The organism is Ornithinibacter aureus, from assembly GCF_009858245.1.
Classification (GTDB): domain Bacteria; phylum Actinomycetota; class Actinomycetes; order Actinomycetales; family Dermatophilaceae; genus Fodinibacter; species Fodinibacter aureus.
The window spans coordinates 3109435-3122870 of the sequence record NZ_VMSB01000001.1; the positions used below are offsets into that span (position 1 = coordinate 3109435).

Sequence of the window (13436 nt, forward strand, 5' to 3'; positions counted from 1 at the left end):
CGCGAGGTCAGTCCTGCTCGGCGGCCGCCCACCCCGTGACACCGACGATCCGGCACACGAGCACGCGGTGGAAGGGTTTGTCGGCGTACTGGGGCACTGCGTCCGCCAGTGCGTCGGCGAGCTCGTCGAGCAGGGCGGGTGGCGGGTCGGGCACGTGCTCCAGCTGGGCGCGCACCCACCACAGCCGGGACCAGTCCTGCGTCTCCCAGTGCTCGACGAGGAGCGAGCCCCGGGGGTCGGCCGCGAGGTTGTCCTCGCGCTGCAGGCGCGAGGACGCCTTGGGCTTGACGCGGTCGATCGGCACCCCGACGTGGCCATCCGCGCTCACGGCGAACACGACGGGCTGGGGGTCCGGGCCCCGCTCGGGGTGCAGGGTGCAGAGCACGCCGTGCACCTGCGCACCCAGACGGCTGCGCGCTTGCTCGTCGGACAACCTCATGTCGGGCCTCCCGGATCGTCGCGGCCACGTGCTCACGGCACGGTCCTGCCGCCGTGGAGCGCCCATGCTAGGGCGGGATTCTCATCGTGGGATCAACGTCGCGCGTACCCCTTGACGCGCGCAGCGTCGGCGGAGATGTTGGCCGCATGAACCTCGCCACGTGGATCGCGCGCAACGGGCGCCGGCTGCCAGACTCCCCGGCGATGGCCGTCGGCGACCGGGTGCAGGCGACCTGGGCCGAGTTCGCGGCGCGCGTCGCAGCCGCTGCGGGGGGCTTGCGCGACGAGCACGGACTCGCCCCGGGGGCCCGCGTCGCGATCGTCATGAACAACCGGCCCGAGTACCTCGAGGCCCAGTTCGCGATCTGGCACGCGGGCCTCGTCGCGGTTCCCGTCAACGCGCGGCTGCACCCCGAGGAGATCGCCTACATCCTCGACCACAGCGGTACCTCCCTCGTGATCACCGACGAGGAGCACGTCGCAGCCGTCGCACCGCTGCGGGATGCCGTGGATGCCGTGCAGGCCGTGGTGCTCGCGCCGGGACCTGACTGGCAGCGACTCACGAGCGCGGCGCCGGTGAGGGTGGTCGAGCGCGGTCCTGACGATCCGGCGTGGCTGTTCTACACGAGCGGGACCACCGGGCGGCCCAAGGGCGCCACCCTCACCCAAGGCAACCTGCTCATGGCCTCGCTCAGCTACTTCGCCGACATCGGCCCGGTTGCGGCCCACGACAGCGTGCTGCACGCCGCGCCGCTGTCCCACGGTTCCGGGCTCTACGGGCTTCCCCACGTGGCCAAGGGTGCGGTGAGCGTCTTCCCGTCGGGCGGGGCCCTCACCGGGGGCGAGCTCGCGGGCCTGCTCGCGTGCTGGCCGGGGATGTCCTTCTTCGCGGCACCAATCATGGTCAAGCGCCTCGCGGGTGACCCCGCGCTCGCGGGCGCCGACCTCACCGGGCTGAAGACCATCATCTACGGCGGCGCCCCGATGTACCTGCCCGACCTGGAGGCCGCCCTGAGCACCTTCGGGCCGCGCCTGGCGCAGATCTACGGGCAGGGCGAGACGCCGATGACGATCACCGCCCTGTCCGTGGCGGACCACGCCGACCGGGAGCACCCGCGGTGGCAGGCGAGGATGCAGGGGGTCGGTTCCACCCGCACGGACGTCGAGGTGCGGGTCGTCGACCATGACGACCACGACCTGCCCGCGGGCGAAGCGGGCGAGGTGGTGGTGCGTGGCGGGGTCGTCATGGCCGGGTACTGGGACCAGCCCGACGAGACCGCACACACCCTTCGCGGCGGCTGGCTGCATACCGGCGACATCGGCAGCTTCGACGACGAGGGCTACCTCACGCTGCACGACCGCTCCAAGGACGTCATCATCAGCGGAGGGATGAACATCTACCCGCGGGAGGTCGAGGACGCGCTCATGCACCACCCACGAGTGCAGTCCGTGGCCGTTGTCGGGCGCCCGGACCCCGAGTGGGGTGAGGCCGTGGTGGCCTTCGTCGTCCTCGCGGGTGGTGACGAGCCACCGCCCGCGCTCGAGGAGCTCGACCGGACGTGCACCGAGCGTATCGCCCGCTACAAGCGTCCGAAGGAGTACCACCTCGTGAACACCCTGCCGACGAACAACTACGGGAAGGTCCTCAAGCGCGAGCTGCGCCGGCAGCTCGGGCGTTGAGCAAACCATGATGATCGAGGGCCTTGCGGGCCCCTCGCGGCACTGTGTTGGGTACCAGACAAGGGTCGGCTCGGACCGGAAAGGCTCGAGCCGGCCCGGCCACGACCCGCCCCGAGGAGATGTGTGACCGATGAAGCTCGCCCTCTACCTGCCCACCTTCCGCAACCACGTCACCGTCCAGGAGCTCGCAGACCTCACCGACCTGGCTGAGGAGCTCGACTTCGACTCCGTCTGGACGCTCGACCGCGTCATCGTCCCCGAGGCGTCCGACCGCGGCGAGCTCCAGTACTCCTTCGGGATGATGAAGGAGTTCCCCACCCAGCTGCCGGTCGAGTCGCGCGGCCAGTGGTTCCAAGGCTGGCCCCTCCTGCCGTGGCTGGCCGCCCGCACCGAGAAGCTGCGGATCGGCATGAGCATCACGAACACCCCCTTCCGCGGTCCGGGGGTCTTCGCGGCCGAGTGCGCGACGATCGACCAGTTGTCCAACGGTCGGCTCAACGTCGGCATCGGGGCGGGCTGGATGCCGGAGGAGTTCGCCGCCGCGAGCGCCGCCGACAAGTTCCCCCGTCGCCACGCCCACGTCCGCGAGACCATCGAGATCTGCAAGGGCATCTGGACCAACGAGCTGTTCGAGTACCACGGCGAGTTCGCCGACTTCGAGCCCTCCGGCTTCGGCCACAAGCCCGTGCAGCAGCCGCACCCGCCCATCTACTTCAGCGGCCTGCGTGACCCGAAGCGTTCCGCGAACCGGGTCGCCAAGTACGGCCTGGCGGGCTGGATCGGCATCCAGGACACCCCGCGCGAGCTCACCGAGTGGCGCACCGCCATCGCCGGCGAGCTCGAGGAGCTCGGCAAGTCGATCGACGACCTCGACATGTGCAGCATGATCTGGTTCACCATCACCGACGAGGACGTCGACCAGACCGACAACGGCAAGGTCTCCAACATCCTGGTCGGCAGTGAGCGCCAGATCGCCGACATGCTCAAGCGCTACAAGGAGGCGGGGTTGACGATGCCGCTGCTGTGGCCGCCGTTCGCGGACGTTCCCGTGTCCAAGACGCTCGATGACCTCAAGCGCCTCAGGAACGACATCATGCCCCTGGTCGACGCCTCCTGACCGGCATCGACCAGAGGTCTGGGAGTGCCGTCGATGGCGACCGGCCGCAGTGGTGACCGCACGTGGCTCGTCGCCATCGCGGCATCCCTGTGGGGAGTGTCGTCGCTGTGGCGCGGTCCGCTCGCCCGCGAGTACGCCTCGCTCACGATCGTGTTCTGGGAGCACCTCGTGCTCACCGTGTTCACCCTGTGGTGGTTGGTGCCGGCGGTGCGCCGCCTGGCGGTGGCGTCGACCCGCACGAAGCTCAGCGTGCTCGTCATCGGCGTCGGGTCCTCGGCCCTCGCGACGGTGATGTTCACCGCGGCATTCGGCCTCGGGGACCCGATCACGCCTCAGGTGCTCCAGAAGCTCCAGCCCCTCATCGCCATCGCCCTTGCGGCGATGCTTCTGGGGGAGCGGCTGCGACGCAGCTACCTGTTCTTCGTCGCTCCCGCCCTCGTGGGGGCTTGGCTGCTCGCCTTCAAGGAGCCCCTGGCGGTGACGGTCTCCAGTGCCCAGGCGGCGCTGCTCGCGCTCGGTGCCGCGGCGCTGTGGGCGGCGGGGACGGTGCTCGGCCGGGCCGCGAGCGCCGAACTGCGCTTCTCGGACCTCACCGCCCTGCGGTTCGCCCTGGGTCTGCTCGCGTTGACGGTGACGGCTGCGGTGACCGGCACCCCACTGGCGGTCGGCAGTGACGCCGCGCTCAACATCGTCCTGCTCGCGCTCTTCCCGGGGCTGCTCGCGTTGGCGCTGTACTACCGGGGGCTGGGCCGCACCCCGGCGTCGAGGGCCACGCTCGCGGAACTGACTTTCCCGCTCACGGCCGTGGTCGTCGGGGTCGCGGCGCTCGGTGCCCGGCCGACCCCTTCGCAGTGGCTCGGGTTTGTCATCGTCCTGGTCTGTGTGGTCTCGCTGGCCCTGCACGAGCAGCGCAGCGAGCGTCCTGCGGTGGCGGTCCCCGACGACGCCCGGGAAGCGTTGGGAGCCGGCGTCGGGGCCAGGCGGACCTGACCCGGGCGAGGGCCCTGGAGAGCGGACGTCGTGTCCGGGGGATCGAGGCCGCTGTGTCACGATGGGCCGTGTGACGTGGTTCGAAGCAATCGTCCTGGGCATCGTGCAGGGCCTGACCGAGTTCCTCCCCATCTCCTCGAGCGCCCACCTCCTGATCGTCGGGCAGTTGTTCTTCGACGGGCGTGACCCGGGGGCGGCCTTCACGGCGGTCACCCAGATCGGCACCGAGTCGGCGGTCATCGTCTACTTCGCCAAGGACATCTGGCGGATCATCTCCCGCTGGAGCCTGGCCCTCGTGGGCAGGGTGCCGCAGAGCGATCCCGACGTGCGGATGGGCTGGATGGTCATCGTCGGCTCGCTCCCGATCGCCCTGCTGGGGCTGCTGTTCGAGGACGCCATCGACAGCGGGCTGCGCAACCTGTGGATCACGGCGGCCATGCTCGCCGGGGTCGCCATCGTGCTGGCCGTGGCCGACCGGGTCGCCAAGAACGAGCGCACCATCGAGCAGCTGACGTGGAAGCACGCGATCTCGCTGGGCTTCTGGCAGGCACTGGCCCTCATTCCCGGGGTCTCGCGCTCGGGCGCCACGATCTCCGGTGGGCTCTTCATGGGCTACCGCCGCGAGGTCGCCGCGCGCTACGCCTTCCTGCTCGCGGTGCCCGCGGTCATGGCCTCCGGGCTCTACAAGCTCAAGGACATCGGTGACGACTCCACCGCGGCGTGGGGTCCGACCCTGCTCGCGACGGGGATCGCGTTCGTCATCGGCTACGGCGTCATCGCCTGGCTGCTCAGGTACGTCGCGAACCACACCTTCACGATCTTCGTCGTCTACCGGCTCGCGCTCGCGGCCGTTCTCGTGGGCCTGCTGGCCACGGGCACCATCGCCGCGACGTGACCGGATGCCGCCCGCGCACGGACGCGGACGGCATCCCCGATCATTCGGCCGAGTCCGAGTCCGAGTCCGAGTCCGAGTCCGAGTCCGAGTGCTGCGGCTGCTGGGTGCGGCGGAAGGCGACCCTGCCCGCGACGTGACCGGCGACCTCGAGCACCTCGATCTGCCAGCCGTCGACCGTGACGGTGTCGCCCGCCCGGCGAGGGACCTGTCCCAGCGCATCCATGACGAGGCCGTTGACCGTCGTGTAGTCCCGGTGCGCGGGGGGCAGGTCGATCCCGACGTCGGGCAGGTCGTGCAGGGGGAACCCGCCGGGCAGGACGACCCCGCCGTCCTCGAGGTGCCTGGCGGCAAACAGGTCGCGGTCGGTCTCGTCGTAGATCTCGCCGACGACCTCCTCGAGCAGGTCCTCCAGCGTGACGATGCCGTCGGGTGCCCCGTACTCGTCGAGGACGATGGCGAGGTGGTGGCGCTGCTGCTTGAACTGGCGCAGCGCGTCGATGACGCGCAGGGTGTCGGGCAGGTACAGGGCCGGTGTCACGACGGTGGAGACCGCGTCATCACCGCCACGGTGGACGTTCGACCAGTGCACGACCCCGACGACGTCGTCGAGGTGACCACGGCGAGTGACCGGCGCCCGCGAGTGCCCGGCCGCGGCCAGCTCGTCCAGCGCCTGGCTGATCGTGAGGTCTGCACCTAGCGTGAAGACCGAGCGCCTCGGCACCATCACCTCGCGCAGCAGCCGGGTGTCGAGGTCCAGGGCGCCGCTGAGGATCTCTCGCTGCTCCTCGTGGAGCGTCTGCTGGCTGGAGACCAGGTGCTGGAGTTCCTCACGCGTCATCTCCGCCTCCGCGGCGTCCGGGCTCACCCCGGCGAGGCCGACCACGAGGTTGCTCGCCGCGCTCAGCATCCTCACCAAGGGGCTGGTGACCCGGGACAGCACGTCGATGGGGCCGACGGCGATCATGGCCCACGGCAGGGCGCGCTCCATGGCGACGCGTTTGGGCGCCAGCTCACCGAGCACGAGCGTGACCACGGTGAGGACCGCCGTGACGAGGGCGATGGCGACGGCCTCGGCCGCACCGCCCAGCACGGACAGGTAGGGCACGAGTGGCGCGGCCAGGGACACCCGCGGCGGCCGCGGACGCCAGGAACCCGGCAAGCGTGATGCCGATCTGGATGGTGGCCAGGAAGCGGTTCGGGTCGCGGGCGAGGGCGACGAGGCGTTTGCCCCGTGCGGTGCCATCACGTTCGAGCTGGGCCAGTTGGCTCTCGCGCAGGGAGACCAGGGCCATCTCGCTGCCCGAGAAGGCGGCGTTGACCAGGACGAGCACCCCCACGAGGCCGAGGTTCAGCCACAGCCCATTCACGGCGTCACCAGAGAGGATCGATCGGGGTGTCGAGGTGGAGGGTGGGGGTCCATGGTCTTTCGCCGTCGGGGTAGGGGTTGCGGTGACAACGTCGGCGCGTGCCCACGGGTTCCGGTGGCGTCCGGTGGTGTGGAAGGCCCGGGCGACCCTCAGCCCGGCCGGACCTACCGGCCGTCGACGAGGACGATGTCGTACTCGGTGTCGGGGGTGGGGGCAGTGGTGAAGCGGGCATTGACGGCATACAGCCGCGACCCCTGCAGCGCGACCGTCGTCGGCACGTCGAAGTCGGGGTCGGTGATGGTTCGCACCGGGGTCGCGGCGTGCCAGTCGGAGGCCATCCGCAGCACGACGACCTCGTTGGACCGGTTGCGCACGACCCACAGCGTCGTGCCCTGGAGCAGGATGCCGTCGCCCTGGGTGAGGAGCGCCCCGCCGGCATCGACCGCGGTCGCCTCACCGGTCGCCGCGTCGACGGCGTACAGGATGCCGGTCGTGCTGTTGATGACGAGCAGGGTCTGCCCGTCGGGCGTGGCCGCGATCCCGTTGGCGTTGAAGCCGGCCACCTGCTGCCAGTCCCCGGCCAGGGCGATCGTCTGGACGGCGCCGGTCGGAACACCCCCGGCGCCCAGCGCGACCCGGTAGAGCTCGGCCGCCTGCGAGTTGGTGAACCACGCCGCGTCCCGCGTGACGGTGACGTCGTTGATGAAGGCGGGGCCGTCCGTGAGGTCGAACGCCGCGACCTCGGCACCGGAGTCGGCGTCGTACACATAGGCGTCTCCCGTCGCTCCACCGGAGACGAACAGCAAGCCGCGATCGACCTTGATCCCGACGGCCACCCGGCCGTCGACGTCGACCAGCACCTCGCCCTCACCCGTGCGCAGGTCGCCCTTCCACACCGAGCCGTCAGCGCGCGATCCCGAGTAGACCGACGTCCCGGCGCCGGTGGCGATGCCCTCGGGGAGCCACCCGTTCGGCAGTGCCAGGGTGTCGGGGAAGGGGGCGGCAGAGGCCGAACCCGTCGGGGCCACGGCGAAAGCGGCGGCCAGGGCCGTGGTCAGCAGCACTCGTGAGGTCCTCATCCGGCCACGCTACGGCGGCATCGTTGATGATTCAATGATAGGCCTGCGCTGTCGAACCTTGCCGTGCTCGCGCCGACCCGTCCATCGGGCCACACGGCACCGGTCGCGGCTGTCAGACTCGGGGGATGACCATGACCGTGGTTCCTCGGGCGGGTCGAGGCTGAGCGTGCCGAGCGAGAGGTCCAGCCCTCAGACGGCGTGTCTCCAGACATGCAGTGAGGGCAGATCGCTGCCACGCTGGGTGCGGGCCAGATCCCGACGGGTCCACGGTGTTTCCGCAGCTATCCGTGCGGCGCCGCCCGGCGATACCCAAGAAATCGACATTCGGAAGCAAAACAACATAAACGGATGCCCGAATCTCTTTACATGGGTGTCGCAGTAGTGGTTGGATACTCCCAACGGCCCAATGCGGGCCACCCGGTGGACGAAGGAGTCCGATGGACGTAGCGCAGTGTCAGCACCGCTCGGACGAGCGCGGGACGGTGTCCCGATGATCGTCACCCTCACGCCCAACCCGAGCATCGACCGCGCCATCGTCATCGATGCCCTCCTGCGCGGCGAGGTCCACCGCGCGACCTCCAGTCGCATCGACCCGGGCGGCAAGGGCGTCAACGTCAGCCGCGCGCTCGCGGCCCAGGGCACGGCCACCATCGCGGTGCTGCCCTCCGGCGGCCCCGAGGGCCACCTCATGGACGAGCTGCTCGACACCGCCGGCGTCGCGCGCCGCAGCGTGCCCGTCGCGGGGAGCCTGCGGATGAACATCAGCGTCCTCGAGCCCGACGGCACGACCACCAAGCTCAACGAGCCCGGCCCGCAGCTCTCGCCCGCCGAGGTCGACGCCCTCCTCACGGCGACGCTGGATGCCGCGGACGGCGCCTCCTGGGTCGTCGCGTGCGGCAGCCTCCCGCCTGGTGCGCCGACCACGTTCTATGCCGACCTCGTCACGCGGGTGCGTGAACGCGGCATCCGGGTCGCCGTCGACTCCTCGGGCGCCCCGATGCCGCTCGCGGTCGCCGCTCGCCCGAACCTCATCAAGCCCAACCACGAAGAGCTCGCCGAACTCGTGGGTCACGACCTGCCGACCCTCGGCGACGTCCGCGCCGCCGCCCGGGACCTTGTTGCCGACGGCATCGAGGTCGTCGCCGTCAGCCTCGGCAGCGACGGTGCCCTCCTCGTGACCGCCGACGAGGCCGTCCACGCGGGCGCCGCCATCACGGCCCCCCTGTCCACCGTGGGCGCCGGCGACTGCATGCTCGCCGGCCTGCTCCACGGCTTGTCGACGGGCATGCGCCCCGCCGACGCCCTCGCCACCGCCGTCACGTGGGGTTCTGCCGCCGTCACCCTCCCCGGCAGCCGAGTCCCCACCCCGAGCGACCTCGTCGGCATCCACGCCGAGGTCACGCACAGCCCCGACCCCTCGCTCGTCCTTCGCTGACCCGAAAGGAACCCCCATGGCCCTCATCACCGAAGACCAGGTCGTCCTCGACCTGACCGGTGCCGACCGTCACGAGGCCACGACGCTGCTCGCTCAGCAGCTCGTGACCAGCGGCCGGTGCACCGACATCGACACCTTCCTCGCGGACGTCCGCGAGCGCGAGAGCAAGATGGCGACCGGCCTGCCCGGTGGCATCGGCATCCCGCACGCCCGCAGCGAGGCGATCACCGAGCCCTCGCTCGTGTTCGGCCGCAGCACCGACGGCATCGACTGGGGTGCCAAGGACGGCCCGGCCACCCTCGTCTTCCTCATCGCGGCGCCGGCCGGCGGCGGTGACGCCCACATGCAGATGCTGCCCAAGCTCGCCCGGGCGCTGATGAAGAAGGACTTCAAGGCCGCTCTGGCCGCCGCGACGACCGAGGCCGAGGTGGTCCGCATCGTCGAGGCCGAGGTCTCCCTCGACAGCGCGCCCCAGGGAACCGGCGCAGCCGAGGTCGCCGCCGCGACGGCCGCCTCCGCTCCCGCGGCCACGGCCGCCGCCACGAGCTCGGATGCCGCTGCCCCGCCCGCCGCTGCCGCCCCGGCTGCCGCTGTCGTCGAGGACGCCCCCCGATCGATGAACCTCGTCGGGGTCACCTCGTGCCCGACCGGTATCGCCCACACGTACATGGCGGCCGAGGGTCTGGAGAACGCCGCGAAGGCCGCGGGCCACACGATGAAGGTCGAGACCCAGGGTTCCGCCGGGTCCACCCCGCTGTCCGCGGCCGAGATCGCCGCCGCCGACGCCGTGATCTTCGCCCACGACCTCCCCGTCAAGGACGCCGGCCGCTTCGCCGGCAAGCCGACCATCGACGTCGGGGTCAAGAAGGGCATCTCCGACGGCCCCGCGCTCGTCGCGCAGGCCGTCGCCCTGGCCGAGCAGTGGAAGGCCGACCCCAGCCTGGCCGCCGCTGCAGCGGCAGCCGGCCCCGCGGCATCCGGTGGAGGTGGCGGGCTCGCCAGCAAGGTCGACTCGGAGGCCGGCCTCGGCACGAGGGTCCGCCAGTGGCTGATGACCGGTGTGTCCTACATGATCCCGTTCGTCGCAGCCGGCGGCATCCTCATCGCCCTGGGCTTCATGCTCGCCCAGCTCGCGATCGGCGAGCAGGGCGCGATCGAGATCGTCAAGTACGGCCTGACGGCCGAGGGCGAGTTCAACATCACCCAGAACTTCAACGTCTTCAGCGGCACCTCCTGGGCTGCGCTGCTGTTCGTCATCGGCGCCGCGGCGTTCGGGTTCCTCGTGCCGATCCTGTCGGGCTTCATCGCCTTCGCCATCGCGGACCGACCCGGTCTCGTGCCCGGCATCGTCGGCGGCTCGATCGCGGCGACCATGGGTGCCGGCTTCCTCGGCGGCCTCGTCACCGGCATCGTCGGCGGTCTCGTCGCCCGCTGGATCTCCGGCTGGAAGGTCCACAAGGGCGTGCGCGGGATCATGCCCGTCGTCGTCATCCCGCTGCTCTCGACGCTCATCACGGCAGGCCTGTTCATCACCCTGCTCGGTCGCCCGATCGTCGCCCTCACCGAGGCCCTCAGCGACGCGCTCTCGGGCCTCAGCGGCACCAGCGCCATCCTGCTCGGCGCGATCCTCGGCGCGATGATGGGCTTCGACCTCGGTGGCCCGGTCAACAAGGTGGCCTACGCCTTCGCCACCGCGGGCCTCGCCGGAGCGGGTGCCGCGGCCGACTCACCCGAGCTGAAGATCATGGCGGCGGTCATGGCCGCAGGCATGGTCGCCCCGCTCGCCCTGGCCCTGGCCACCACCGTGCGGCCGGGCCTGTTCTCCGAGCCCGAGCGTGAGAACGGCAAGGCGGCCTGGCTGCTCGGTGCGTCGTTCATCTCCGAGGGCGCGATCCCGTTCGCGGCCGCAGACCCGATCCGCATCATGGCGTCGTCGGTCATCGGCTCGGCTGTCACCGGGGCGCTGGCCATGGCCTTCAGCCTCGGCATCCGGGCGCCCCACGGCGGCATCTGGGTGCTCCCGATCATGGGCAGCGTCAGCCAGGTCGTGCTCTTCCTCCTGGCGCTCGCCATCGGTGTCGTCGTCATGGCGACGATCGTCATCGTCCTGAAGTCCCGCGACAGCAAGCTGGCTGAGGTCGAGGCCGTCGCCAGCGTCTGACAGTCTTCGGTGGGGCTGCCTGGCAGCCCCACCGAATCGCTGATCCACCGTCCACACCTGACCGGCCACGTGGCACCGAGCCACCCGGCATCCGACCACCGCACCACCCGTTCACAAAGGAGCATCCTCATGGCACAGCGCACTGTCACCATCGCCTCGTCAGTCGGCCTGCACGCCCGCCCGGCCGCCCTGTTCGTCGAGGCCGCGGGGGAGACCGGGCTCGACATCGAGATCGGCCGCCCCGGTGAGGACGCCGTCGACGCCACGAGCATCCTCGGCGTCATGGCGCTCGGCGCCAAGCACGGCGAGGAGATCGTGCTGACCGCGGAGGGCGACGGGGCCGACGAGGCCCTCGACACCCTCGTGGCCCTCCTCTCGCGCGACCTCGACGCGGAGTGACCGAGGTGACCGCGACGGAGACCCGGCAGGGCATCGGCGTCAGCCCGGGGTCCGCGTACGGACCGGTGGTGCAGGTCTCGCCACCGGTCCGGCCGCCGGCCGACGAGGCACCCGCCGAGGACCGCGAGGCGGCGCTCACCGACGTCAAGGCGGCCTTCGAGTCCGTCGCGGCCGCCCTCGAGGGCAAGGCCCGGCACGCCGATGACACCGCGCAGCAGATCCTGAAGGCCACGGCGCTCATCGCTCGTGACAAGGGTCTGATCAAGGCTGCGGGCAAGCAGCTCGATGCCGGCCGCGGGCGGGCGAACGCCATCGCCAGCGCGGTGGAGGAGTACTGCGCCCAGTTCGAGGCGCTGGGGGGATACTTCGCCGAGCGCGTCACCGACCTGCGCGACGTCGGCTCCCGAGCGGTCGCGGCCGTGCTCGGGGTGCCCGCCCCGGGGGTTCCTGACTTCAGCGAGCCCAGCGTCATCGTCGCCGAGGACCTCGCACCCGCGGAGACGGCGACGCTCGATCGTGCCCTGGTCGTCGGCATCGTCACCCAGGAGGGCGGGCGAACGAGCCACACGGCGATCCTCGCGGCCCAGATGGGCATCCCGGCGGTCGTCCAGCTCAAGGGCGCGACCGGCATCCCCGCCGGGACGTTCGTGGCCCTGGACGGTGACTCGGGTGAGGTCACGATCAACCCCGACCCCTCCATCGTCGAGGAGCAGAAGGTTCGGCGTGACAAGCGCGCAGCCGCTCTGGCCGGCACGAGTGGCCCGGGCACCACGCGGGACGGGCACCACGTCGCGCTGCTCGCCAACATCGGTGGGGTCAAGGACGCCGAGGAGGCCGGAGCCCTCGACCTCGAAGGGGTCGGGCTGTTCCGCACCGAGTTCGTCTTCCTCTCGGCCGACAAGGCGCCGACCGTGGAGGAGCAGACCGAGATCTACCGCAAGGTCATGGCCCCCTTCGGTGACCGCAGGGTCGTCGTACGCACCCTCGACGCGGGGGCGGACAAGCCGTTGGCCTTCGCCGACCTCGGCCCGGAGGAGAACCCGGCCCTGGGTCGACGCGGGCTTCGGCTGTCGGCCGAGCGCCCCGAGCTGCTCGACGCCCAGCTCGAGGCCCTGTCGATCGCGGCGAAGGAGACCGGGGCCGACGTGCGGGTCATGGCCCCGATGGTCGCCACCGTCGAGGAGGCCGCCTGGTTCGCCCGGCGGGTCCGCGAGAACGGCCTGCCCAAGGGCGGCGTCATGATCGAGGTCCCGGCGGCGGCGCTGCGCTCGGCGCACGTGCTGGCCGAGGTCGAGTTCGGCAGCATCGGCACCAACGACCTCGCGCAGTACACGATGGCCGCCGACCGGATGCAGGGTGAGCTGTCCGACCTGCTCGACCCCTGGCAGCCGGCGGTGCTCGACGTCGTGGCGGCCGCCTGTGAGGGTGCTGCCAGCACGGGTCGGCCGATGGGGGTGTGTGGCGAGTCCGCAGGTGACCCGCTGCTCGCCCTCGTGCTCACGGGTCTCGGGGTGTCGAGCCTGTCGATGGCCCCGAGCAAGGTGCCGGTCGTGCGGCTCGCACTGTCGCTGCACAGCCTGCCCGAGTGCCAGGGCATCGCCGCGGCAGCCCGCGCGGCAGCCACGGCGCGTGAGGCCCTCGAGGCCGTGCGCGACCTGGCCCGGGACGAGCTGACCGACCTGCTCTGAAGGGCTCTCCAGGCGAGGTAATGCACGTCAGCCACCTGCCCCGGATCCGGGGCAGGTGGCTGACGTGCATGAGTCGCGGCACGGGTCAGCGCGGAGTGTGGGGCACGGCGACGTCGCTGCCCCCGTAGGTCAGCCGCTCCGCATCCGGGCCAGCATGGACACCCTGGGCGGACCCACCGGCGGGCAG

12 protein-coding genes are annotated in these 13436 nt (G+C 71.3%); 8 read left to right on the forward strand and 4 right to left on the reverse strand.

Going from position 1 to position 13436, the window contains the following annotated elements; all coding sequences use genetic code 11:
- Positions 1 to 7 precede the first annotated feature (7 nt).
- Positions 8 to 475 carry a PNPOx family protein gene (locus C8E84_RS14785; RefSeq protein WP_246196964.1) on the reverse strand — a complete coding sequence of 156 codons (468 nt, stop codon included), beginning with the start codon at positions 473 to 475 and terminating at the stop codon, positions 8 to 10.
- A 110-nt stretch (positions 476 to 585) separates the two neighbouring features.
- Between C8E84_RS14785 and C8E84_RS14790 the strand changes: the two genes are divergently transcribed.
- The 4 genes from C8E84_RS14790 to C8E84_RS14805 all read left to right on the forward strand — a co-directional run bounded on the left by C8E84_RS14790 (position 586) and on the right by C8E84_RS14805 (position 5120).
- The gene (locus C8E84_RS14790; RefSeq protein ID WP_159903287.1) at positions 586 to 2118 is read left to right on the forward strand and encodes an AMP-binding protein; all 1533 of its coding nucleotides are present in this window, start codon (positions 586 to 588) and stop codon (positions 2116 to 2118) included.
- 130 nt (positions 2119 to 2248) lie between these two features.
- Positions 2249 to 3235, forward strand: a complete 987-nt coding sequence (locus C8E84_RS14795; protein WP_159903289.1) for an LLM class flavin-dependent oxidoreductase — start codon at positions 2249 to 2251, stop codon at positions 3233 to 3235.
- 33 nt (positions 3236 to 3268) lie between these two features.
- A complete protein-coding gene (locus tag C8E84_RS14800; protein WP_159903291.1) occupies positions 3269 to 4225 on the forward strand; it encodes a DMT family transporter in 957 nt (318 codons plus the stop codon).
- A 70-nt stretch (positions 4226 to 4295) separates the two neighbouring features.
- Positions 4296 to 5120, forward strand: coding sequence for an undecaprenyl-diphosphate phosphatase (locus C8E84_RS14805; protein ID WP_159903293.1), 825 nt, complete (start codon positions 4296 to 4298; stop codon positions 5118 to 5120).
- 40 nt (positions 5121 to 5160) lie between these two features.
- On the opposite strand, the gene C8E84_RS18415 is transcribed toward C8E84_RS14805, so the two are convergent.
- The 3 genes from C8E84_RS18415 to C8E84_RS14815 all read right to left on the reverse strand — a co-directional run bounded on the left by C8E84_RS18415 (position 5161) and on the right by C8E84_RS14815 (position 7566).
- Positions 5161 to 6246: a hemolysin family protein gene (locus C8E84_RS18415; protein ID WP_211675620.1), complete on the reverse strand. Its 1086-nt coding sequence runs from the start codon at positions 6244 to 6246 to the stop codon at positions 5161 to 5163.
- On the reverse strand, positions 6131 to 6412 hold the full coding sequence (locus tag C8E84_RS18610; protein ID WP_425495969.1) for a CNNM domain-containing protein: 282 nt from the start codon (positions 6410 to 6412) through the stop codon (positions 6131 to 6133). The genes C8E84_RS18415 and C8E84_RS18610 overlap by 116 nt, the downstream gene beginning before the upstream one ends.
- Positions 6413 to 6651: 239 nt before the next feature.
- Positions 6652 to 7566: an SMP-30/gluconolactonase/LRE family protein gene (locus C8E84_RS14815; RefSeq protein WP_159903295.1), complete on the reverse strand. Its 915-nt coding sequence runs from the start codon at positions 7564 to 7566 to the stop codon at positions 6652 to 6654.
- 490 nt (positions 7567 to 8056) lie between these two features.
- Between C8E84_RS14815 and pfkB the strand changes: the two genes are divergently transcribed.
- The 4 genes from pfkB (at position 8057) to ptsP (ending at position 13249) form a co-directional block, all read left to right on the forward strand.
- Positions 8057 to 9001 (forward strand): 1-phosphofructokinase, encoded by a 945-nt coding sequence (gene pfkB, locus C8E84_RS14820; RefSeq protein WP_159903297.1) that lies wholly within the window; start codon positions 8057 to 8059, stop codon positions 8999 to 9001.
- Positions 9002 to 9017: 16 nt separating this feature from the next.
- On the forward strand, positions 9018 to 11162 hold the full coding sequence (locus C8E84_RS14825) for a PTS fructose transporter subunit IIABC (protein ID WP_159903299.1): 2145 nt from the start codon (positions 9018 to 9020) through the stop codon (positions 11160 to 11162).
- A gap of 129 nt (positions 11163 to 11291) precedes the next feature.
- Positions 11292 to 11561 carry an HPr family phosphocarrier protein gene (locus C8E84_RS14830; protein ID WP_159903301.1) on the forward strand — a complete coding sequence of 90 codons (270 nt, stop codon included), beginning with the start codon at positions 11292 to 11294 and terminating at the stop codon, positions 11559 to 11561.
- A gap of 5 nt (positions 11562 to 11566) precedes the next feature.
- The gene (gene ptsP, locus C8E84_RS14835) at positions 11567 to 13249 is read left to right on the forward strand and encodes a phosphoenolpyruvate--protein phosphotransferase (protein ID WP_159903303.1); all 1683 of its coding nucleotides are present in this window, start codon (positions 11567 to 11569) and stop codon (positions 13247 to 13249) included.
- Positions 13250 to 13436: the final 187 nt, after the last annotated feature.